At 41.8% G+C, this 21717-nt stretch carries 20 protein-coding genes; 15 read left to right on the top strand and 5 right to left on the bottom strand.

Annotated features, from left to right (window positions below; genetic code table 11):
* Window positions 1–55 precede the first annotated feature (55 nt).
* The 8 genes from SMI_RS09485 (at window position 56) to SMI_RS09450 (ending at window position 7490) form a co-directional block, all read left to right on the top strand.
* Window positions 56–748, top strand: coding sequence for a histidine phosphatase family protein (locus SMI_RS09485; RefSeq protein ID WP_000241546.1), 693 nt, complete (start codon window positions 56–58; stop codon window positions 746–748).
* A gap of 160 nt (window positions 749–908) precedes the next feature.
* Entirely contained in the window at window positions 909–3410 is a 2502-nt protein-coding gene (leuS, locus tag SMI_RS09480) for a leucine--tRNA ligase (protein ID WP_000011806.1), read from the top strand.
* 250 nt (window positions 3411–3660) lie between these two features.
* Complete coding sequence (locus SMI_RS09475; RefSeq protein ID WP_000602886.1) at window positions 3661–4527, top strand: ABC transporter ATP-binding protein; 867 nt, start codon at window positions 3661–3663, stop codon at window positions 4525–4527.
* Window positions 4527–5369: an ABC transporter permease gene (locus SMI_RS09470; RefSeq protein ID WP_000880500.1), complete on the top strand. Its 843-nt coding sequence runs from the start codon at window positions 4527–4529 to the stop codon at window positions 5367–5369. The genes SMI_RS09475 and SMI_RS09470 overlap by 1 nt, the downstream gene beginning before the upstream one ends.
* Before the next feature lie 18 nt (window positions 5370–5387).
* A complete protein-coding gene (locus SMI_RS09465; RefSeq protein ID WP_012972604.1) occupies window positions 5388–5843 on the top strand; it encodes a LytTR family DNA-binding domain-containing protein in 456 nt (151 codons plus the stop codon).
* A gap of 9 nt (window positions 5844–5852) precedes the next feature.
* Window positions 5853–6272: a DUF3021 domain-containing protein gene (locus SMI_RS09460; protein ID WP_000825499.1), complete on the top strand. Its 420-nt coding sequence runs from the start codon at window positions 5853–5855 to the stop codon at window positions 6270–6272.
* A gap of 94 nt (window positions 6273–6366) precedes the next feature.
* Window positions 6367–7062 carry a GNAT family N-acetyltransferase gene (locus tag SMI_RS09455; RefSeq protein WP_001144931.1) on the top strand — a complete coding sequence of 232 codons (696 nt, stop codon included), beginning with the start codon at window positions 6367–6369 and terminating at the stop codon, window positions 7060–7062.
* A gap of 11 nt (window positions 7063–7073) precedes the next feature.
* Window positions 7074–7490, top strand: coding sequence for a GNAT family N-acetyltransferase (locus SMI_RS09450; RefSeq protein ID WP_000628397.1), 417 nt, complete (start codon window positions 7074–7076; stop codon window positions 7488–7490).
* Window positions 7491–8176: 686 nt separating this feature from the next.
* Here SMI_RS09450 and SMI_RS09445 read toward each other — a convergent pair.
* The 3 genes from SMI_RS09445 to SMI_RS09435 form a co-directional block, all read right to left on the bottom strand.
* Window positions 8177–9343 (bottom strand): IS30-like element ISSmi3 family transposase, encoded by a 1167-nt coding sequence (locus tag SMI_RS09445; protein ID WP_000160547.1) that lies wholly within the window; start codon window positions 9341–9343, stop codon window positions 8177–8179.
* Between the two features lie 262 nt (window positions 9344–9605).
* A complete protein-coding gene (locus tag SMI_RS09440; RefSeq protein ID WP_000969509.1) occupies window positions 9606–9698 on the bottom strand; it encodes a type I toxin-antitoxin system Fst family toxin in 93 nt (30 codons plus the stop codon).
* A 505-nt stretch (window positions 9699–10203) separates the two neighbouring features.
* Window positions 10204–10296: a type I toxin-antitoxin system Fst family toxin gene (locus SMI_RS09435; protein WP_000970382.1), complete on the bottom strand. Its 93-nt coding sequence runs from the start codon at window positions 10294–10296 to the stop codon at window positions 10204–10206.
* Window positions 10297–10429: 133 nt separating this feature from the next.
* Here SMI_RS09435 and ruvB point away from each other — a divergent pair, with 133 nt between their 5' ends.
* Both ruvB and SMI_RS09425 read left to right on the top strand, forming a co-directional pair.
* Window positions 10430–11428, top strand: coding sequence for a Holliday junction branch migration DNA helicase RuvB (gene ruvB, locus SMI_RS09430; protein ID WP_343287549.1), 999 nt, complete (start codon window positions 10430–10432; stop codon window positions 11426–11428).
* The gene (locus SMI_RS09425; RefSeq protein WP_001094985.1) at window positions 11409–11981 is read left to right on the top strand and encodes a nucleotidyltransferase family protein; all 573 of its coding nucleotides are present in this window, start codon (window positions 11409–11411) and stop codon (window positions 11979–11981) included. The genes ruvB and SMI_RS09425 overlap by 20 nt, the downstream gene beginning before the upstream one ends.
* A 513-nt stretch (window positions 11982–12494) precedes the next feature.
* On the opposite strand, the gene SMI_RS09420 is transcribed toward SMI_RS09425, so the two are convergent.
* Together SMI_RS09420 and SMI_RS09415 are read right to left on the bottom strand one after the other, a co-directional pair.
* Window positions 12495–13661 carry an IS30-like element ISSmi3 family transposase gene (locus tag SMI_RS09420; protein ID WP_000160547.1) on the bottom strand — a complete coding sequence of 389 codons (1167 nt, stop codon included), beginning with the start codon at window positions 13659–13661 and terminating at the stop codon, window positions 12495–12497.
* 393 nt (window positions 13662–14054) lie between these two features.
* Window positions 14055–15221 (bottom strand): IS30-like element ISSmi1 family transposase, encoded by a 1167-nt coding sequence (locus tag SMI_RS09415; protein ID WP_000163009.1) that lies wholly within the window; start codon window positions 15219–15221, stop codon window positions 14055–14057.
* 205 nt (window positions 15222–15426) lie between these two features.
* Between SMI_RS09415 and SMI_RS09410 the strand changes: the two genes are divergently transcribed.
* The 5 genes from SMI_RS09410 to bglA all read left to right on the top strand — a co-directional run bounded on the left by SMI_RS09410 (window position 15427) and on the right by bglA (window position 21622).
* Window positions 15427–16185 carry an isoprenyl transferase gene (locus tag SMI_RS09410; RefSeq protein WP_000466723.1) on the top strand — a complete coding sequence of 253 codons (759 nt, stop codon included), beginning with the start codon at window positions 15427–15429 and terminating at the stop codon, window positions 16183–16185.
* An 8-nt stretch (window positions 16186–16193) separates the two neighbouring features.
* On the top strand, window positions 16194–16997 hold the full coding sequence (locus SMI_RS09405) for a phosphatidate cytidylyltransferase (RefSeq protein ID WP_000189852.1): 804 nt from the start codon (window positions 16194–16196) through the stop codon (window positions 16995–16997).
* 21 nt (window positions 16998–17018) lie between these two features.
* Window positions 17019–18278 (top strand): RIP metalloprotease RseP, encoded by a 1260-nt coding sequence (gene rseP, locus SMI_RS09400; protein WP_000900678.1) that lies wholly within the window; start codon window positions 17019–17021, stop codon window positions 18276–18278.
* Window positions 18279–18290: 12 nt separating this feature from the next.
* Entirely contained in the window at window positions 18291–20144 is a 1854-nt protein-coding gene (locus tag SMI_RS09395) for a proline--tRNA ligase (protein WP_000814057.1), read from the top strand.
* A gap of 98 nt (window positions 20145–20242) precedes the next feature.
* Entirely contained in the window at window positions 20243–21622 is a 1380-nt protein-coding gene (gene bglA / locus SMI_RS09390; RefSeq protein ID WP_000943496.1) for a 6-phospho-beta-glucosidase, read from the top strand.
* Window positions 21623–21717: the final 95 nt, after the last annotated feature.

Here is a 21717-nt window from a genome sequence, read left to right as displayed (position 1 = left end):
GGGTGGCTTTTGTTTTATCATCCATGATATAATAGAAGCAAACGGAGGACGGAAAATGGTAAAAGTACGATTGTATTTGGTACGTCATGGCAAGACCATGTTTAACACGATTGGTCGAGCGCAAGGTTGGAGCGATACTCCCTTAACAGCTGAAGGTGAGCGAGGGATTCAAGAATTAGGAATCGGTTTGCGAGAGTCTGGTCTACAGTTTGAGCGTGCTTATTCGAGTGATTCTGGTCGCACCATTCAGACAATGGGAATCATCCTTGATGAACTTGGTTTGCAGGGAAAAATCCCTTATCGCATGGACAAGCGTATCAGAGAATGGTGTTTTGGTAGCTTTGACGGGGCCTACGATGGCGATCTTTTCATGGGCATTATTCCTCGTATCTTTAATGTGGACCATGTTCACCAATTGTCTTATGCTGAACTGGCTGAGGGCTTGGTAGAGGTTGATACAGCTGGTTGGGCTGAGGGCTGGGAAAAACTCAGTGGCCGAATCAAGGAAGGTTTTGAAGCGATTGCCAAAGAAATGGAAGAACATGGTGGGGGCAATGCTCTTGTCGTTAGCCACGGAATGACCATTGGAACCATTGTTTATCTGATTAATGGCATGCATCCGCATGGTCTAGATAATGGTAGCGTGACGATCCTTGAATATGAGGACGGCCAGTTTAGCGTAGAAATTGTCGGCGACCGTAGTTACCGAGAACTAGGACGGGAGAAGATGGAAGAGACAAATAGTTAATAGAAGTTAGCTCCAAATGGGGGCTAATTTTTTATACTGCTAAATAAGCTGGATTTGCGATTCAGTCTTTCTTGCTATCCAAGTCTAAAAGAACATTTCTCGTCTTTCAAATTCCCCCAAAAATGGTATAATAGTAACATCACAAAATTGGAGAGAGACCATGAGTTTTTATAATCATAAAGAAATTGAGCCTAAGTGGCAGAGCTACTGGGCAGAACATCATACATTTAAGACAGGAACAGACGCATCAAAACCTAAGTTTTATGCGCTTGATATGTTCCCTTATCCGTCTGGAGCTGGTCTGCACGTAGGACACCCAGAAGGTTATACTGCAACCGATATCCTCAGTCGTTACAAACGTGCGCAAGGCTACAATGTCCTTCACCCAATGGGTTGGGATGCTTTTGGTTTGCCTGCAGAGCAATACGCTATGGATACTGGTAATGACCCCGCAGAATTCACAGCGGAAAACATTGCTAACTTCAAACGCCAAATCAATGCGCTTGGATTTTCTTACGACTGGGATCGTGAAGTCAATACAACAGATCCAAACTACTACAAGTGGACGCAATGGATTTTCACTAAGCTTTACGAAAAAGGCTTGGCCTATGAAGCTGAAGTGCCAGTAAACTGGGTTGAGGAATTGGGAACAGCCATCGCCAACGAAGAGGTCCTTCCTGACGGAACATCTGAGCGTGGAGGCTATCCAGTTGTCCGCAAACCAATGCGCCAATGGATGCTCAAAATCACGGCTTACGCAGAGCGTTTGCTCAATGACTTAGATGAACTAGATTGGCCAGAGTCTATCAAGGACATGCAACGCAACTGGATTGGTAAATCAACTGGTTCCAATGTAACCTTCAAGGTTAAGGGAACTGATAAGGAATTTACTGTTTTTACCACTCGTCCTGATACTCTTTTCGGTGCGACTTTCACCGTTTTGGCTCCTGAGCATGACTTGGTTGACGCTATCACAAGTCCAGAGCAAGCAGAGGCAGTAGCAGACTATAAACACCAAGCCAGCCTCAAGTCAGATTTGGCTCGTACAGACCTTGCCAAAGAAAAAACAGGGGTTTGGACTGGTGCTTATGCCATCAACCCTGTCAATGGTAAGGAAATCCCAATCTGGATTGCGGACTATGTTCTTGCTAGTTATGGAACAGGTGCTGTCATGGCTGTGCCTGCCCACGATCAACGTGACTGGGAATTTGCCAAACAATTTGACCTTCCAATCGTCGAAGTACTTGAAGGTGGAAATGTAGCAGAAGCTGCCTACACAGAAGATGGTCTTCATGTCAATTCAGACTTCCTAGATGGACTCAACAAAGAAGACGCTATTGCCAAGATTGTGTCTTGGTTGGAAGAGGAAGGTTGTGGACAAGAGAAAGTTACCTACCGTCTCCGCGACTGGCTCTTTAGCCGTCAACGTTACTGGGGTGAGCCAATCCCAATCATTCATTGGGAAGATGGAACTTCAACAGCTGTCCCTGAAAGTGAATTGCCACTTGTTTTGCCTGTAACCAAGGACATCCGTCCCTCAGGTACTGGTGAAAGTCCACTAGCTAACTTGACAGACTGGCTTGAAGTGACTCGTGAAGATGGTGTTAAAGGTCGTCGTGAAACCAACACCATGCCACAATGGGCAGGTTCAAGCTGGTATTACCTTCGATATATTGATCCACACAATACTGAGAAATTGGCTGATGAGGATCTTCTCAAACAATGGTTGCCAGTAGATATCTACGTGGGTGGTGCAGAGCATGCTGTACTTCACTTGCTCTACGCTCGTTTCTGGCATAAATTCCTCTATGACCTCGGTGTTGTTCCAACTAAGGAACCATTCCAAAAACTCTTTAATCAAGGGATGATTTTGGGAACCAGCTACCGTGACCACCGTGGGGCTCTTGTGGCAACCGACAAGGTTGAAAAACGTGACGGTTCTTTCTTCCATGTGGAAACAGGAGAGGAGTTGGAGCAAGCGCCAGCCAAGATGTCTAAATCGCTCAAGAACGTTGTTAATCCAGACGACGTGGTGGAGCAATATGGTGCCGATACCCTTCGTGTCTATGAAATGTTTATGGGACCACTCGATGCTTCCATCGCTTGGTCAGAAGAAGGTCTGGAAGGAAGTCGTAAGTTCCTCGACCGTGTGTACCGTTTGATTACAAGTAAAGAAATCGTTGCGGAAAACAATGGTGCTCTAGACAAGGTTTATAACGAAACCGTTAAAGCTGTCACAGAGCAAATCGAGTCCATGAAATTCAACACAGCCATTGCCCAACTCATGGTCTTTGTCAATGCTGCTAACAAGGAAGACAAACTCTATGTGGATTACGCCAAAGGCTTCGTCCAATTGATCGCTCCATTTGCGCCTCACTTGGCAGAAGAACTCTGGCAAACAGTCGCAGCAACAGGTGAGTCTATCTCTTACGTAGCTTGGCCAACATGGGACGAAAGCAAATTGGTTGAAGACGAAATCGAAATCGTTGTTCAAATCAAAGGTAAAGTCCGTGCCAAACTCATGGTTGCTAAAGACCTATCACGCAAAGAGTTGCAAGAAGTAGCTCTTGCTAACGAAAAAGTCAAAGCAGAGATTGACGGTAAAGAAATCGTGAAAGTGATTGCGGTACCTAATAAACTCGTTAATATTGTCGTTAAATAACGAGTTTATTAGCTCTATCTGCCACCTTCAATAGTCCACTGGACTATTGAAGCCAACCAAGCTTGTAAATATCGTAACGAAATAAATTTAAAAGTCCTTCAGAGTAGAATCTGGAGGATTTTTAATCAAAAAATATAATTCTATTCCCACTATCACACCACTTAACCTGGCATTTTAACCACTTGTCTTTGAAAGCCGTTTTTCCGACGGCTTTTTTGTTAGACTAAATGTGTTAGAAGGAGGGAGAAATATGATTTTACAAGCTAAACATTTAACAAAACGGTACGGCAATTACACGGCTGTTGACGATATTCAATTACAGTTTGAAAAAGGAAGTTTCAATGCTACTTTGGGTCCCAACGGTGCAGGAAAATCAACAACTATTTCCATGTTAATCGGTTTGAAAGAAGCAACACAAGGTCAGGTGCTATATGCTCCAAATACGAAAATCGGAGTTGTTTTTCAAGCTAGTGTACTGGACGAGATGTTGACAGTTAGGGAAAATCTCACGATTCGTGCTCAACAGTATAAGGGGATTGAAGCAAATCGTGTAGAGGATTTGATCCATCAACTGGGTTTGGCTGCCTTCCAGAAACAACTCTATGGAACTTTGTCAGGTGGACAAAAGCGTCGGGTTGATATCGCGCGTGCTCTTCTTTCGAAACCAGATATCCTTTTCTTGGATGAGCCAACAACGGGACTCGATATTCAGACTCGCAAATCTATCTGGGATCTCCTGTATCGACTACAAAAGGATGAAGGAATGACCATTGTTTTAACGACGCATTATCTGGATGAAGCTGATGAAGCGGACCAGATCTATATCGTTGATCATGGAAAAGTGATTGCGAAAGGTTCTGCGACAGCTATCAAGAGTCAGTATGCATCTAATATCCTAAAAATTCGTTTTAAAGAAATGAAGGACTTAGAAAAATGGCTACAGACTGAAATGACAGTAGAAGCAGAAAATGAGTTGGAATATCTTTTTTATCCAAAAACGTCACTCGAAGCCATTGAATATTTGGCACAAGTTCGAGAGGAAATTGATTCTTTTGAGTTTCGCCCAGGTACTATGGATGATGCCTTTATTGCACTTACAGGAAGAGAGGTTCGCTAATGCTAGCTTTATTGAAACGGAACTTTACCTTATATTTTCGTAATCGTTCAGGAGTATTTTTCTCATTATTGGGGGCATTGATTTCCTTCCTCCTTTATATCATTTTTCTGCAGAAGAACTTGACGGATGCTTGGTCCCAACTCCCTGATAAAACGAGCCTTTTAAATAATTGGCTGATGGGTGGAACCTTGGCTGTGACTGGGATTACAACCAGTTTTACGGCTCTTACACAAATGGTGCAGGATCGTGAACATCAAGTGGATCAAGATTTATTCTTGACAGATTTAGGTAGCTGGGGCTTACAGGCCTCCTATCTAATCAGCAGTATTGTCATTTCTTTTGTGATGCAGTTGTTTATGTTTGTGGTGATGAGCCTGTATTTTCAGGAGGCCCCAGTTTGGAGTCATCTAGCAGAAGTAGCTTTGATCATGTTGCTCAGTAGTGTGCTTTCTAGCTTGGTCAATGCTATTTTGATTCACCGGTTTCAATCTGTGGATAGCCTTGGAAAGCTAGCCACCATAGTGGGAACAGCTTCTGGATTTCTAGTGGGGACTTATGTCCCTCTTGGAGTATTGCCTAACTTTGCTCAACTTCTTATGAAGTGTACACCTGCAACCTATATTGCCTCTCTCTATCGACAAGTCCTTATGAAAGAACAACTAGCAGATACCTTTGTCGGGAATAGCGATTTATTAGCAGAATTTCAAGAAAAAATGGGGATCGAGTTAAAATGGCAGGAGCTGTTGACAAAGGAGAAAACATATCTTATAGTGGTAAGTATCAGTCTTGTAGCTATCCTTCTTTGGCTTTTATTGGTTAAAGTGTCTAGCAAGAGAAAATAAAGATGTATGGGAGTAAAGATGAAGATTCATTTTGAGATAACCCCAGAATTTTCAGAAAAGGATCCTCACATTCTCATTCAGGCAGCTCAGTTAACTGACCAAGCTCGAGAAGTGATGGATTATTTAGAACAATTTTCAACGAGCAATCAGGTGGTCATTCCTATTCGAACGGATGATCATCTGGTTATGGTGAAAATTGAGGATCTTATTCTAGCAGATATCGATAAGAACTTGTTGACCATTTATACGGTAGACGGGATTTATAAAACTAAGGAAACATTGATAAATTTTCAGAATCGGATTAATCGGCGTAACTTTATACAGATATCACGTCATTCAATCATAAACATTGACCACTTAGAATCGTTATCAGATAGTTTTTCAGGGAACATGATGGCTAAAATGACTCGGGGCATCAAATCTAGTGTGAGTCGGAAATACGTTAAGTCCTTAATGAATTATCTAGGTTTATAGGAGAAAATCATGAAACGATTAATTGATTATTTTGTATCGGGAATGCGTACGGCTTCCTTCTTTTATTTGAGTATGATGTTATTAGCTCAGTGTTATCCAAGCATTACCTATCCTGCACCAATGGCAAAAAATATTCTAGCTCTGTTTTTAATGGGTGGAATTATGGGGGTATTGACTTTAATACTTGAAAAGCTAGAGTTTCTTGCTTTTAGTATGCGTGTTGGAGTTCATTTATTAGTGACAGCTACTATTTTAGTATTGACCTCTCTAATTTTTGGCTGGGGTGCAGCCTTGTGGAGCCCTTTGCTTTGGTTCTTTTTCTTGTTAATTTATGGATTGATATGGCTGTATCAAATTTGGCGGACTCACAAACTCACCCAACGAATTAATCAAGCCTTAGAGGATAAAAGACAGAAAGCGGGTCACTAATATAGTGTTGAAAATGAAGTTTTAAGCCAGTGCTAGTTTCCAAAGAGAACAATTTGTGATATACTATTTTCAGCGTAAAACAAGGAGAAGAAAGATGCCAGTAAATGAATATGGTCAGATGATTGGTGAGTCAATGGAAGGTTATACACCAGGTGGACTGCCTTCTATTGATTTCTTAGAAGGGCGATATACGATTATAGAAGCTCTATCGGTGGAAAAGCATGCAGAGGATTTATTAGCTGTTTATGGCCCAGATAGTCCTCGTGAGATGTGGACCTACCTTTTTCAACCACCTGTGGCTAATCTAGAAGAGTTAATGGTAGCTTTGAAGCAGATGATTGAGCGAAAGGATCGCTTTTACTACGCGATTATCGATAAATCAACTGGTAAAGCTCTGGGTACTTTTTCGCTTATGCGCATTGACCAAGCCAATCGCGTCATTGAAGTTGGAGCAGTGACCTTTTCTCCGACTCTCAAGCACACAAGAATGGGGACAGAAGCCCAGTTTTTATTAGCCCGTTATGTCTTTGAAGAGCTCAACTATCGCCGTTATGAGTGGAAATGTGATGCACTAAATCTACCTTCTAGAAAAGCAGCAGAACGTTTGGGCTTTATCTACGAGGGAACCTTCCGTCAGGCAGTGGTTTATAAGGGGCGCACCAGAGATACGGATTGGATGTCTATGATCGATAAGGACTGGCCCAAAGTCAAAGCTCGTTTGGAAACATGGTTGCGTCCTGAAAATTTTGACAAAAATGGACGGCAGTACAAGAGCTTGAGAGAGCTTTAATAGGTGTTGAGATGATTACTATTAAAAAGCAAGAAATTGTCAAGCTAGAGGATGTTTTGCATCTCTATCAGGCTGTCGGTTGGACAAATTATACCCATCAACCTCTGATGCTGGAGCAGGCCTTGTCTCATTCACTAGTGATTTATGTGGCGCTTGATGGCGATACTGTGGTGGGCTTGATTCGTTTGGTTGGAGATGGTTTTTCATCAGTTTTTGTTCAGGATTTAATCGTTTTACCAATCTATCAGCGTCAAGGGATTGGTAGTGTCTTGATGAAAGAGGCTTTAGAAGATTACAAAGATGCCTATCAAGTCCAGCTGGTGACAGACCAGACAGAAAGAACCTTGGGATTCTATCGTTCTATGGGCTTTGAAATCTTATCCACCTATAATTGTATAGGAATGACTTGGATGAATCGTAAAAAATAACAAAACTTGTTTGTTCTTAAGCAAAGTTTAAGGATGATCTAGTATTATATAGTCATTAAATAAAGACCTCCTAACTTTATTTAATGAAATCCTAAAACTTTTTTCATCATAATCTCCTAATGAAGTCACCCAATCAGGTGGCTTTTTTGTGGGGTGAGGTGATGGTAATAGAAATTTTTTGCAAAATGGTAGAATCTGCGAAAAGTTAAGCTAGTTTTAAGCTTCGTCATGTATCATATAGTTATTAAATAAAGACCTCCTAACTTTATTTAATAAAATCCTAAACTTTTCTTTTTCATAATAATCTCCCTTAACTCCACCCAATCAGGTGGAGTTTTTTGGCTCTATTTCAGGCTTTTGGGGAGTTTTATAAATATCATTTTCCGATAACTTTCTCTTAAACTTGAAAGTCTTGTTGTAAAGCGGTTAAAGCTGGTAAATTCCCAAACTAACTTCCACCGCTAATCCAAGTGGAAGTTAGTGTGATAAAAATCGTAAAAACCAGTGAGAATCCGTGTCAGGGTAAGTTCCACTGGTTTTACTCATGCTTGATTTCATCGCTTTTGTAACCAAAATGAATCGAAAAAAAGAGCGCACAAAATCCCCTCATCTGAAAGCGTTTCAGATTAAGTTCCGCTATGGTGGAAGTTAGTGTGAGACGTTTGAATGGGGTTGAAGATTAGTTTTTAGAACTTATGTTGGAGTAATGTAGACGACTGGCAGACGTCTTCTGCAGGTATTTTAGAAATGCCTAGAAGCTTAGGAATCTCTTCTCCATAGGTAAAGGCAAAGAGTTCATAGGCTGACTTTCCATTCAAAGCAGCACGTTTGACACTGTTGACATGAGAACAAACGAGATTGATGTCCTCTTGAGTTAAATTGTCAAAAGAAGTTCCTTTAGGTAGAATGTCGCGAATCAGCGTATGATTTTTCTCAATTCTGCCTTTCTGGTCAGAGCGATTGGGTTCACAAAAGAAGAGTTTACTCTCTCCCCGCACATCCATTTCTATATCATCGACTCTGGCAAACTCTCCACCATTATCTGTCAGGATGACAGGAAAGAGTTGGAAGAAATCTTTGTCAGCTTGGTGAAGAGTGTTCTTGAGTTTATAGAGGTGTTTGGTAACCTCAAGGGCAGTTTTATTATCCAGCAGTCTAGCGAAGATAAAGTTACAGAAAGAGAGATTGAAGGTGAGTAGAACTTTACCTCCCATTCTGCCCATAACCGTATCCATTTCCAGCCAAGAGTCTAGTTGATTCAGTGCTAAATAGTTTTGGAAATCCTCATAGGAGCGACCTTTTTTAGCTTCTTTAGGAATGGAGGGGAGATTACGTTTCCGTCTTTCTTTGAATTTAACGGCTCTGGCTAGGTCAATAGGAGCGATAGATAGGTATCCTTTTCGGATATGTCGATATACAGTTGAGGAGCTGACATCAAGGTTATGAGTTTTGAGGATATGATAGATGTGTTGTCCCTTTTTAACCCCATCAGAAATGACTTTGTCCATTTCCCAGAAGGTCTTGGAATTGAGGGGAGTTCCTTCACGTGCTTCGACAAGAGTTTGTTCGTACTGTTTTTGAGCTTGCTTAGCTAGGTAGAAAATCTTCTTATAGTCACAATTTTGTCTTCTTTTAGGACATCCATTACAGACAAAGGGAGCTTTATCGAGTAGAGGGCAAGGAAGGTTATGGCATGTAGACTCTCGGACTTGTCTGTTTCGTTTGACTTCTTTGGAAACAGTAGTTGGGTCTTTTAGAATGGATTGTCCAATAGCTTTGAAGGTTTCACCGCGCTCTAAGCCTAGTTGGATGTCATTACGGTCTGAAAGGGTAAGGTGTTTATGTTTTGTCATAGTAGACCTCATTTCTAACTCAAACGTCTCATACTTAATTCCACCATAAAAATCCGTTTTAGACTAATTTCCACTTCGGTTAGGTAAGTGGAAGTTACTTTGAGAAGTTAGCAGCGGTTAAAGCTTGAGAAGCTGAGGATGTAAAGTTTTGACAAATTTTGTGAACTATGGGATAATAAAAGGGAATTAAGTATTGTGTCTATATCATAGGCTAGAAAAGACCCCAAGCTCACGACCAAATAAGCTTGGGGTCTTTTTGACACTATTTGTCCTTGTTTAGCCATTTATCGACTAATCGAAGAACGACACCGACCACAATTGGTCCGATGATAGTTTTAAGTATTGTATCCATCATGGGCTATCTCACCTCCTTTCGCAGGCGGTGTAGCAGTGCCGTAAAATATTATATCACATAAGTGCTAAAGTTGGGAGTGGCCTAATCAAGTGAAGTTTTTTGGCTCTATTTCAGGCTTTTTGGGACTATTCTAAAAATCATTTTCCGATATTTTTCGGATTTTGGTCGGGGAATTGGCGGGGACTTTTTGAGATTTTGGCGGGGATTTTTTATCGAATATGAGTAAGAAATAGGTCTGTTGTCGCTTCAGCAAGTTCAACCTCACTTTGAATTTAAGTGACTGTTAATTGAAGGACTAGAACTACTGTAATAATGCTCTTGGTTGTCAAGGAGTGAGTCATCATATTGTTAGCCGGCGGTTAAAGCTTGAAAAGCCGAGGATATAAACCTTTGACAAAATTTTTGAACTGTGGGATAATAAAAAGGAATTGAGTACTAGTTCTATATCATAGGCTAGAAAAGACCCCAAGCTCACGACCAAATAAGCTTGAGGTCTTTTTTGACACTATTTGTCCTTGTTTAACCATTTATCGACTAATCGAAGAACGACACCGACCACAATTGGTCCGATGATAGTTTTGAGTACTAATTCCATCATGGGCTATCTCACCTCCTTTCGTAGGCGGTGTAGAAGTGTCGTAGAATATTATACCACATAAGTGCTAAACTCAGGAGTCACCTAATCGGGTGGCTTTTTTGTTTGTGGCTTGGTTTTTTGATATAATAGAGCCATGAGTAGAATTTTAGATAATGAGATAATGGGGGATGAGGAGTTAGTAGAACGCACGCTCCGTCCTCAGTATTTACGTGAATATATCGGACAGGATAAGGTCAAGGACCAGCTCCAAATCTTTATCGAAGCTGCCAAAATGCGGGATGAAGCGCTGGATCATGTGCTCTTATTTGGCCCTCCAGGCTTGGGAAAAACGACCATGGCTTTTGTTATTGCCAACGAACTAGGTGTAAATCTCAAGCAGACGTCTGGGCCTGTCATTGAAAAAGCTGGTGATTTGGTAGCGATTTTAAATGACTTAGATCCTGGGGATGTCCTTTTTATTGATGAGATTCATCGCTTGCCCATGTCGGTGGAGGAGGTGCTTTATAGTGCCATGGAGGACTTCTACATTGATATCATGATTGGGGCTGGTGAAGGTAGTCGCAGTGTTCATTTGGAGTTACCACCTTTTACATTGATTGGTGCGACGACTCGGGCTGGTATGCTCTCAAATCCGCTACGGGCACGTTTTGGAATTACAGGTCATATGGAGTATTATGACCATGCTGATTTGACGGAAATTGTCGAGCGGACGGCAGATATTTTTGAGATGGAAATTACTCATGAGGCAGCATCTGAGTTGGCTCTACGTAGCCGTGGAACTCCTCGTATTGCCAATCGTCTCCTCAAGCGCGTGCGCGATTTTGCCCAGATAATGGGGAATGGGGTGATCGATGATCTTATTACCGATAAGGCTTTGACTATGCTGGATGTTGATCATGAAGGTTTGGACTATGTGGACCAAAAAATCCTTCGCACCATGATTGAGATATACGGTGGTGGCCCTGTCGGATTAGGAACTCTCTCTGTTAATATTGCCGAAGAGCGTGAGACTGTAGAAGACATGTATGAGCCTTACTTGATTCAAAAAGGCTTTATCATGCGGACACGTTCTGGACGGGTGGCGACTGCTAAGGCATATGAGCATTTGGGGTATGAATACAATGAAAAATAAGCAAGAAATCCTAGAGGCTTTTAGAAAAAATCTAGATATGATGGCTATTCTGACTGTCATCCGAAACTTGGAGTTGACAGATTCCTGGTTGGCAGCAGGTTCTGTCAGAAATTTTATCTGGAATCTCTTGTCAGACAAATCCCCTTTTGACTGTGAAACAGATGTAGATGTGATTTTCTTTGATCCAGATTTTTCTTATGAGGAAACCTTATTACTGGAGAAAAAGCTGAGAGAGGATTTTCCTCAGTACCAGTGGGAATTGAAAAATCAGGTCTATATGCATCAGCACAGTCCTCACACTGCTCCCTATACCAGTTCTCGTGATGCTATGAGTAAGTATCCAGAACGGTGTACGGCAGTTGGACTGCGCTTGAATGAAGAATCAGATTTTGAACTCTTTGCACCTTATGGTTTGGAGGATATTTTGAATTTTCAAGTTCGTCCAACTCCTTATTTCTTAGAAAATGAAGACCGAATGGAACTTTATCGAACACGTCTATCCAAGAAAAATTGGCAGGAGAAATGGAAAAATTTGATTTTTAAAAATACTTAAGGAAACTTTAAGCTAGGGAGTGTATACTAAGTCCATAAGTTAAGAAGACCTTAACTTAAACTCCTAAAACTTTTTCATAATAATCTCCCTATAAAAAATAAAGTCGCCCAATCAGGCGGCTTATTTTTTTGAAAAATGGGCTTTGTACCTGAGAATAATACTCAATGAAAATCAAAGTGCAAACTAGGAAGCTAGCCGCAGGTTGCTCAAAACACTGTTTTGAGGTTGCAGATAGAGCTGACGTGGTTTGAAGAGATTTTCGGTAAATTCCCAAACTAACTTCCACCGCTAATCCAAGTGGAAGTTAGTGTGATAAAAATCGTAAAAACCAGTGAGAATCCGTGTCAGGGTAAGTTCCACTGGTTTTACTCATGCTTGATTTCATCGCTTTTGTAACCAAAATGAATCGAAAAAAAGAGCGCACAAAATCCCCTCATCTGAAAGCGTTTCAGATTAAGTTCCGCTATGGTGGAAGTTAGTGTGAGACGTTTGAATGGGGTTGAAGATTAGTTTTTAGAACTTATGTTGGAGTAATGTAGACGACTGGCAGACGTCTTCTGCAGGTATTTTAGAAATGCCTAGAAGCTTAGGAATCTCTTCTCCATAGGTAAAGGCAAAGAGTTCATAGGCTGACTTTCCATTCAAAGCAGCACGTTTGACACTGTTGACATGAGAACAAACGAGATTGATGTCCTCTTGAGTTAAATTGTCAAAAGAAGTTCCTTTAGGTAGAATGTCGCGAATCAGCGTATGATTTTTCTCAATTCTGCCTTTCTGGTCAGAGCGATTGGGTTCACAAAAGAAGAGTTTACTCTCTCCCCGCACATCCATTTCTATATCATCGACTCTGGCAAACTCTCCACCATTATCTGTCAGGATGACAGGAAAGAGTTGGAAGAAATCTTTGTCAGCTTGGTGAAGAGTGTTCTTGAGTTTATAGAGGTGTTTGGTAACCTCAAGGGCAGTTTTATTATCCAGCAGTCTAGCGAAGATAAAGTTACAGAAAGAGAGATTGAAGGTGAGTAGAACTTTACCTCCCATTCTGCCCATAACCGTATCCATTTCCAGCCAAGAGTCTAGTTGATTCAGTGCTAAATAGTTTTGGAAATCCTCATAGGAGCGACCTTTTTTAGCTTCTTTAGGAATGGAGGGGAGATTACGTTTCCGTCTTTCTTTGAATTTAACGGCTCTGGCTAGGTCAATAGGAGCGATAGATAGGTATCCTTTTCGGATATGTCGATATACAGTTGAGGAGCTGACATCAAGGTTATGAGTTTTGAGGATATGATAGATGTGTTGTCCCTTTTTAACCCCATCAGAAATGACTTTGTCCATTTCCCAGAAGGTCTTGGAATTGAGGGGAGTTCCTTCACGTGCTTCGACAAGAGTTTGTTCGTACTGTTTTTGAGCTTGCTTAGCTAGGTAGAAAATCTTCTTATAGTCACAATTTTGTCTTCTTTTAGGACATCCATTACAGACAAAGGGAGCTTTATCGAGTAGAGGGCAAGGAAGGTTATGGCATGTAGACTCTCGGACTTGTCTGTTTCGTTTGACTTCTTTGGAAACAGTAGTTGGGTCTTTTAGAATGGATTGTCCAATAGCTTTGAAGGTTTCACCGCGCTCTAAGCCTAGTTGGATATCATTACGGTCTGAAAGGGTAAGGTGTTTATGTTTTGTCATAGTAGAGCTCATTTCTAACTCAAACGTCTCATACTTAATTCCACCATAAAAATCCGTTTTAGACTAATTTCCACTTCGGTTAGGTAAGTGGAAGTTACTTTGAGAAGTTAGCTGAAGAGATTTTGGTAACTTCTAAAACTAACTTCCAGTTTCCCACAACCTAGCTTTTAGTATGAGAAAAACGCGTGAAATCAGTGGAAATCCGTCTTAGACTAACTTCCACTGGTTTTCTTTTTCTTGATATATAAGGGTTCAAAAGCGAAAAGACTCAGAAAAAAGTGCACGACAAATAGCCCTAAAACAGAGTCGTCTTAGAGTAAATTCCAGTTGCTAGCGTTTAGTGTGAGACTTTTCGATGGTGATAAGATGTGTAGTTAGAGGGGAAAATTCCCTTTATTTCAATAAATCAGGTGATAGGTGTGTGTCTTCTGGTTTGACAAATTGGCAACCCAGAAGAGCAGCGATGTCCTCGCCAAAGGTGAAGGTGAAGATGTCGTAAGCAGATTTTCCTTGAAACTCTTCTCGTTTCAAGGAATTGACATGGGAAATGACTAGATTGACGTCTTTCTGAGTCAGCTGGTCAAAGGAAGTGCCCTTGGGAAGAATGGCTCGCAAAACCGTATGGTTCTTCTCAATCCGCCCCTTCTGGTCAGGACGGCTAGGGTCGCAGAAGTAGAGGTGAGACTTCCCATCAATGTCTCGCTCAAGCTCCTCCACATAGGCGAACTCAGATCCGTTGTCTGTGAGAATGACAGGGAACAGCTGATGGAACGCACACCCTCCGTCCATGACTCTTTCTTTCAAAGCTGCGAATTTAGTGGCGACCTCCAGAGCGGTCTTGTTGTTCAAAAGCAGGGCGAAGAGGAAGTTGCAGAAGGAAACGTTGAAGGTGAGCAGTAGCTTTCCACCAGGTCTGCCGATGACCGTGTCCATTTCCAACCATTTGAAGAAATCATCTGTTTCTCGTAACTCTTGGAAATCTTGATAGGTCCGCCCAATTTTCAGCTCTTTAGGAATAGCTACTTTTCTGGATTTTCTGCGTTCCTTGAACGTGACCATCCGAGGGAAATCAATGGGCTTGGCTGTCAGATAGCCCAGCTTGGCATGCCGATACACCGTAGCTTTCGACACAGGTAGGTTATGTGTCTGAATGATATGGTAGATGCTTTGTTTCTTCTGGATGCCTTGGGTTAAGACCTTGTCCATCTGATAAAAACTTTCCTTGTTTAGGGGAATTCCCTGTCTGGATTCCCTCAACATAGTCTCGTACTGCTCCTGTGCCTTTTTCGCGTAGTAAAGATAGCGGTTAAACCCACAATCCGTCCTCTTTTTTGGACAGTTGTTACAGACATAAGGAGCTTTTTTGAGAAGAGGGCAATCCGTGCAATCAGATTTGACGGATGTTGGATGCATGATGCGATTGCGCTTGATTTCCTTTGAAATCGTTGACGGGTCTTTCCCCATCTTCTCAGCGATGGAACGGAAAGTCTCCTGTTGGCTGATTCCAGTTTGGATGTCAATACGGTCTTCTAGAGTGAGATGTTTTTGTTTTTTCGTCATGAGGTGCCTCCTCACGAAAAGTCTCAGACTTAATTCTAGCATAATTCATCGTCTGAGACTAACTTCCAGTTTTGGGAGAGAGATGGAAGTTACTTTGAGAAGTTACGCTGAAGAGATTTTCGAAGAGTATAAATAGCTTAGTGATAGAAGAAAATGGGGAAATATGGTATAATGAAATGATAGATTTTTGAATAGGAATAAGATCATGTTTGGATTTTTTAAGAAAGATAAGGCTGTGGAAGTAGAGGTTCCGACACAGGTTCCTGCCCATATCGGCATCATCATGGATGGAAATGGGCGTTGGGCTAAAAAACGTATGCAACCGCGAGTTTTTGGACACAAGGCGGGCATGGAAGCATTGCAAACTGTGACTAAGGCAGCCAACAAACTAGGTGTCAAGGTGATTACGGTCTATGCTTTTTCTACAGAAAACTGGACCCGTCCAGATCAGGAAGTCAAGTTTATCATGAACTTGCCAGTAGAGTTTTATGATAATTATGTCCCGGAATTGCATGCGAATAATGTTAAGATTCAAATGATTGGGGAGACAGACCGCCTGCCTAAGCAAACTTTTGAAGCACTGACCAAGGCTGAGGAATTGACTAAGAACAACACAGGTTTGATTCTTAATTTTGCCCTCAACTATGGTGGACGTGCTGAGATTACACAGGCTCTTAAGTTGATTTCCCAGGATGTGTTAGATGCCAAAATCAACCCAGGTGACATCACAGAGGAATTGATTGGCAACTATCTTTTTACCCAGCATTTGCCTAAGGAGTTACGAGACCCAGACTTGATTATTCGTACCAGTGGAGAATTGCGTTTGAGCAATTTCCTTCCATGGCAGGGAGCCTACAGTGAGCTCTATTTTACGGACACCTTGTGGCCTGATTTTGACGAGATAGCCTTGCAGGAAGCCATTCTTGCCTACAATCGTCGTCATCGCCGATTTGGAGGAGTTTAGGAGGAAATATGACACAGGATTTACAGAAAAGAACCTTGTTTGCAGGGATTGCTCTGGCTATTTTCCTACCAATTTTAATGATTGGGGGACTCTTGCTTCAGATAGCAATTGGAATCATAGCCATGCTAGCCATGCATGAACTTTTGAAGATGAGAGGTCTAGAGACCATGACAATGGAGGGCCTCTTGACCCTCTTTGCAACCTTTGCCTTGACCATTCCTTTGGAGAATTACCTGACTTTTTTGCCAGTTGATGGGAATGTGGTTGCTTATAGTGTATTGATTTCAATCATGTTAGGAACGACTGTTTTTAGTAAGTCTTATACGATTGAGGACGCTGTTTTTCCTCTTGCTATGAGCTTCTACGTGGGCTTTGGTTTTAATGCTCTATTAGATGCTAGAATTGCAGGTTTAGATAAGGCTCTCTTAGCCTTATGTATCGTCTGGGCGACAGACAGTGGTGCCTATCTTGTTGGGATGAACTATGGTAAACGAAAACTAGCTCCAACAGTTTCTCCAAATAAAACCTTTGAGGGCGCCTTGGGTGGTATTTTAGGTGCGATTTTAGTAACCATCATCTTTATGATGTTTGACAGAACAGTTGCTCTTCCGTATGGAATTTACAAGATGTCAGTCTTTGCTATTTTCTTTAGCATTGCTGGACAATTTGGTGATTTACTAGAAAGTTCGATTAAGCGTCACTTTGGTGTCAAGGATTCTGGGAAATTTATCCCTGGACATGGTGGTGTTTTGGATCGTTTCGATAGTATGTTGCTTGTATTTCCAATCATGCACTTGTTTGGACTCTTTTAATCAAAAGACGGAGGAAATACTATGCTCGGAATTTTAACCTTTATTCTGGTTTTTGGGATTATTGTAGTGGTGCACGAGTTCGGACACTTCTACTTTGCCAAGAAATCAGGGATTCTAGTGCGTGAATTTGCCATTGGTATGGGACCCAAAATCTTTGCTCACATTGGCAAGGATGGGACGGCCTATACCATTCGAATCTTGCCTCTGGGTGGCTATGTTCGCATGGCTGGTTGGGGTGATGATACAACTGAAATTAAGACAGGAACTCCTGTCAGTTTGACCCTTACTGATGATAGTAAGGTTAAACGCATCAATCTTTCAGGTAAAAAATTAGATCAAACAGCCCTCCCTATGCAGGTGACCCAGTTTGATTTTGAAGACAAGCTCTTTATCAGAGGATTGGTTCTGGAAGAAGAAAAAACATTTGCAGTGGATCACGATGCAACGGTTGTGGAATCAGATGGTACTGAGGTTCGGATTGCACCTTTAGATGTTCAATATCAAAATGCGACTATCTGGGGAAAACTGATTACTAACTTTGCAGGTCCTATGAACAACTTTATCTTAGGTGTCGTTGTTTTTTGGATTTTAATCTTTATGCAGGGGGGTGTCAGAGATGTAGCTACCAACCAGTTTCATGTCATGCCCCAAGGGGCTTTAGCTAAGGTAGGAGTGCCAGAAACGGCTCAAATTACCAAGATTGGCTCACATGAGATTAACAACTGGGAAAGCTTGATTCAGGCTGTAGAAGCAGAAACTAAAGATAAGACGGCCCCAACCTTGGATGTGACTATTTCTGAAAAGGGTAGTGACAAGCAAGTCACTGTTACTCCAGAAGAAAATCAAGGTCGTTACCTTCTAGGTGTTCAACCGGGGATTAAGTCAGATTTTCTATCCATGTTTGTAGGTGGTTTTACAACCGCTGCTGACTCGGCCCTCCGAATTCTCTCAGAACTGAAAAATCTGATTTTCCAACCGGATTTGAACAAACTAGGTGGACCTGTTGCCATCTTTAAGGCAAGTAGTGATGCTGCTAAAAATGGAATTGAAAATGTCTTGTACTTCTTGGCAGTGATTTCCATCAATATTGGGATTTTTAATCTTATTCCGATTCCAGCATTGGATGGTGGTAAGATTGTGCTCAATATCCTGGAAGCCATCCGCCGTAAACCATTAAAACAAGAAATTGAAACCTATGTCACCTTGGCCGGAGTGGTCATCATGGTTGTCTTGATGATTGCTGTGACCTGGAATGACATCATGCGACTCTTTTTTAGATAATCGAGGAATATTATGAAACAAAGTAAAATGCCTATCCCAACGCTTCGCGAAATGCCAAGCGATGCTCAAGTTATCAGCCACGCTCTTATGTTGCGTGCTGGTTATGTTCGTCAAGTCTCAGCAGGTGTTTATTCTTACCTACCACTTGCCAACCGTGTGATTGAAAAAGCTAAAAATATCATGCGCCAAGAATTCGACAAGATTGGTGCCGTTGAGATGTTGGCTCCTGCCCTCCTCAGTGCAGAATTGTGGCGCGAATCAGGTCGTTACGAAACTTATGGTGAAGATCTTTACAAACTAAAAAACCGTGAAAAATCAGACTTCATTCTAGGTCCAACTCACGAAGAAACATTTACAGCTATCGTTCGTGATTCTGTTAAGTCTTACAAGCAATTGCCACTCAACCTTTACCAAATCCAACCTAAGTATCGTGATGAAAAACGCCCACGTAATGGACTTCTCCGTACACGTGAGTTTATCATGAAGGATGCTTACAGCTTCCACGCTAACTATGATAGCTTGGACAGTGTTTACGATGAGTATAAGGCTGCTTATGAGCGTATTTTCACTCGTAGTGGCTTAGACTTCAAGGCTATCATCGGTGACGGTGGAGCCATGGGTGGTAAGGACAGCCAAGAATTTATGGCCATTACACCTGCGCGTACAGACCTTGACCGCTGGGTTGTCTTGGACAAGTCAGTTGCCTCATTTGATGAGATTCCTGCAGAAGTGCAAGAAGAAATCAAGGCAGAATTGCTTAAATGGATGGTTTCTGGTGAAGATACCATTGCCTACTCAAGTGAGTCTAGCTATGCAGCTAACTTGGAGATGGCAACAAATGAGTACAAACCAAGCAACCGTGTTGTCGCTGAAGAAGAAGTGACTCGGGTTGTAACACCAGATGTTAAATCAATTGATGAAGTGGCAGCCTTCCTAAACGTCCCAGAAGAACAAACAATCAAGACCCTCTTCTACATGGCAGATGGTGAGCTTGTTGCAGCCCTTCTAGTTGGAAATGACCAGCTCAATGAAGTTAAGTTGAAGAACCACTTGGGAGCAGATTTTTTTGACGTTGCGAGCGAAGAAGAAGTGGCAAGTGTTGTTCAAGCAGGATTTGGTTCACTTGGACCAGTTGGTTTGCCGGAGAATGTTAAAATCATTGCCGACCGTAAGGTGCAAGATGTCCATAATGCAGTTGTCGGTGCTAACGAAGATGGCTACCACTTGACTGGTGTGAATCCAGGTCGTGACTTTACTGCAGAATATGTGGATATCCGTGAAGTTCGTGAGGGTGAAATTTCTCCAGACGGACAAGGTGTCCTTAACTTTGCGCGTGGTATCGAAATTGGTCACATCTTTAAACTCGGAACTCGCTATTCAGCAAGCATGGGAGCAGATGTTTTGGATGAAAATGGCCGTGCTGTGCCAATTATCATGGGATGTTACGGTATCGGTGTCAGCCGTCTCCTTTCAGCAGTGATGGAGCAACACGCTCGCCTCTTTGTTAACAAAACACCAAAAGGTGAATATCGTTACGCTTGGGGAATCAATTTCCCTAAAGAATTGGCACCATTTGATGTGCACTTGATTACTGTCAATGTCAAGGATGAAGAAGCGCAAGCCTTGACAGAAAAGCTTGAAGCAAGCTTGATGGGAGCTGGTTACGAAGTCTTGACAGATGACCGTAACGAACGTGTTGGTGTTAAATTCAGCGATAGCGACTTGATTGGATTGCCAATCCGTATCACTGTTGGGAAGAAAGCGGCCGATGGCATCGTAGAAGTTAAGATTAAAGCGACTGGTGATACCATCGAAGTTCATGCAGATAACTTGCTTGAAACGCTTGAAATCCTTAGTAAGAAATAAAAACTATAATCAGAAGAAAAACAAGGAAAAAATGTAACTAGTTTTTACCTTGTTTTTTCTGTATAATGGGAAAAATGAGTAGATAAAGAGGTAAATGTATGCTAAGATTTCCAAAGGATTTTGTCTGGGGATCCTCTACTTCTGGACCGCAGACAGAAGGACGTATAGCTGGTGACGGTAAGGGAGATAATCTCTGGGATTATTGGTACCAAGCGGAGCCAAATCGCTACTATAATGGAATTGGTCTAGATAAAACATCGACCTTTTATGAAAACTGGGAACAGGATATTGAGCTACTGGTAGAAACTGGTCACACGGCCTTTCGGACTTCTATTCAGTGGTCACGGATTTTTCCACAAGGCTGTGGGAAAGTCAATCCTCAAGGTGTAGACTTTTACCGTAAGGTTTTTGAGGCTATTAAGGCCAAAGGGATTCGTCTTTTAGTCAATCTTTACCATTTTGATCTGCCTTTTGCTCTTCAAGAGGATGGTGATGGTTGGGAAAATAAGGCGACTGTCTCAGCCTATGAAGACTATGCTCGTTTTTGTTTTGAGACTTATGGAGATTTAGTGGATCAATGGATTACCTTTAACGAGCCCATCGTTCCAGTAGAATTCGGCTATTTTTACGATGCACATTATCCACATAAGGTGGATGCAGAAGCGGCGGTTAAAGTAGCCTACCACACACAATTGGCTAGCAGTCGGGCGGTTAAGGCTTGTCATGAACTCTTGCCTGATTCCAAGATTGGGATTGTCCTCAACTTGACACCGGCTTATCCACGTAGCCAGCATCCTGCTGATGTCAAGGCAGCTCGTATTGCGGACCTTTTTCAGGCCCAATCTTTCTTAGATCCGTCTGTTTTGGGGACTTATCCACAGGAGTTGGTAGAAATCTTACATGAATACGGTCTCTTGCCTGATGCTACAGAGGAGGAGTTGGAGCTCATTCGTGAAAATACGGTGGACTTCCTCGGTGCCAACTACTATCAACCTTTGCGTGTTATGGCTCCTCGATTTGCTAAGCATCCAGAGAGTCCACTCTTACCAGAACATTTTTATGAGCCTTATGTGATGCCTGGACGTAAAATCAATCCTCACCGTGGCTGGGAGATTTATGAGCAAGGGATTTATGATATCGCCCAAAATATCAAGGAAAATTATGGCAATATCGAGTGGATATTGACTGAGAATGGAATGGGTGTTGAAGGGGAAGAAAAATTCCGTGAGAATGGAATGATTCAAGATGATTACCGTATTGAATTTGTAAAAGGTCATCTGCGTGAACTTCACCGTGCCATTGAAGACGGAGCCAATTGTAAGGGCTACTTAATTTGGACCTTTATCGATTGCTGGTCATGGCTCAACAGCTATAAAAATCGCTATGGTTTGGTCGAATTAGACTTGAAAACGCAAGAACGTCGTCTGAAGAAATCGGGTCACTGGTTCAAGGAATTAAGCGATAATAATGGATTTTAAAAAGGACTCTGGCTGATTATCCTAATTGGTCAGAGTTTTTTGGTTGCAAAAAAGTTAATTTGAACTATACCAATTTTTGCTCTTGACAAGTGAAA

Origin of the sequence: Streptococcus mitis B6 (assembly GCF_000027165.1) — a bacterium.
Taxonomy (GTDB): domain Bacteria; phylum Bacillota; class Bacilli; order Lactobacillales; family Streptococcaceae; genus Streptococcus; species Streptococcus mitis_AR.
Note: the sequence above shows the minus strand (reverse complement) of the source record. Positions and strands in the feature narration are given on the sequence as shown.

Coding starts and splice junctions, on each gene's coding strand:
- SMI_RS09485 (WP_000241546.1), top strand. CDS start 56: ATGGTAAAAGTACGATTGTATTTGGTACGTCATGGCAAGACCATGTTT.
- leuS (WP_000011806.1), top strand. CDS start 909: ATGAGTTTTTATAATCATAAAGAAATTGAGCCTAAGTGGCAGAGCTAC.
- SMI_RS09475 (WP_000602886.1), top strand. CDS start 3,661: ATGATTTTACAAGCTAAACATTTAACAAAACGGTACGGCAATTACACG.
- SMI_RS09470 (WP_000880500.1), top strand. CDS start 4,527: ATGCTAGCTTTATTGAAACGGAACTTTACCTTATATTTTCGTAATCGT.
- SMI_RS09465 (WP_012972604.1), top strand. CDS start 5,388: ATGAAGATTCATTTTGAGATAACCCCAGAATTTTCAGAAAAGGATCCT.
- SMI_RS09460 (WP_000825499.1), top strand. CDS start 5,853: ATGAAACGATTAATTGATTATTTTGTATCGGGAATGCGTACGGCTTCC.
- SMI_RS09455 (WP_001144931.1), top strand. CDS start 6,367: ATGCCAGTAAATGAATATGGTCAGATGATTGGTGAGTCAATGGAAGGT.
- SMI_RS09450 (WP_000628397.1), top strand. CDS start 7,074: ATGATTACTATTAAAAAGCAAGAAATTGTCAAGCTAGAGGATGTTTTG.
- SMI_RS09445 (WP_000160547.1), bottom strand. CDS start 9,343: ATGACAAAACATAAACACCTTACCCTTTCAGACCGTAATGACATCCAA.
- SMI_RS09440 (WP_000969509.1), bottom strand. CDS start 9,698: ATGATGGATACAATACTTAAAACTATCATCGGACCAATTGTGGTCGGT.
- SMI_RS09435 (WP_000970382.1), bottom strand. CDS start 10,296: ATGATGGAATTAGTACTCAAAACTATCATCGGACCAATTGTGGTCGGT.
- ruvB (WP_343287549.1), top strand. CDS start 10,430: ATGAGTAGAATTTTAGATAATGAGATAATGGGGGATGAGGAGTTAGTA.
- SMI_RS09425 (WP_001094985.1), top strand. CDS start 11,409: ATGAATACAATGAAAAATAAGCAAGAAATCCTAGAGGCTTTTAGAAAA.
- SMI_RS09420 (WP_000160547.1), bottom strand. CDS start 13,661: ATGACAAAACATAAACACCTTACCCTTTCAGACCGTAATGATATCCAA.
- SMI_RS09415 (WP_000163009.1), bottom strand. CDS start 15,221: ATGACGAAAAAACAAAAACATCTCACTCTAGAAGACCGTATTGACATC.
- SMI_RS09410 (WP_000466723.1), top strand. CDS start 15,427: ATGTTTGGATTTTTTAAGAAAGATAAGGCTGTGGAAGTAGAGGTTCCG.
- SMI_RS09405 (WP_000189852.1), top strand. CDS start 16,194: ATGACACAGGATTTACAGAAAAGAACCTTGTTTGCAGGGATTGCTCTG.
- rseP (WP_000900678.1), top strand. CDS start 17,019: ATGCTCGGAATTTTAACCTTTATTCTGGTTTTTGGGATTATTGTAGTG.
- SMI_RS09395 (WP_000814057.1), top strand. CDS start 18,291: ATGAAACAAAGTAAAATGCCTATCCCAACGCTTCGCGAAATGCCAAGC.
- bglA (WP_000943496.1), top strand. CDS start 20,243: ATGCTAAGATTTCCAAAGGATTTTGTCTGGGGATCCTCTACTTCTGGA.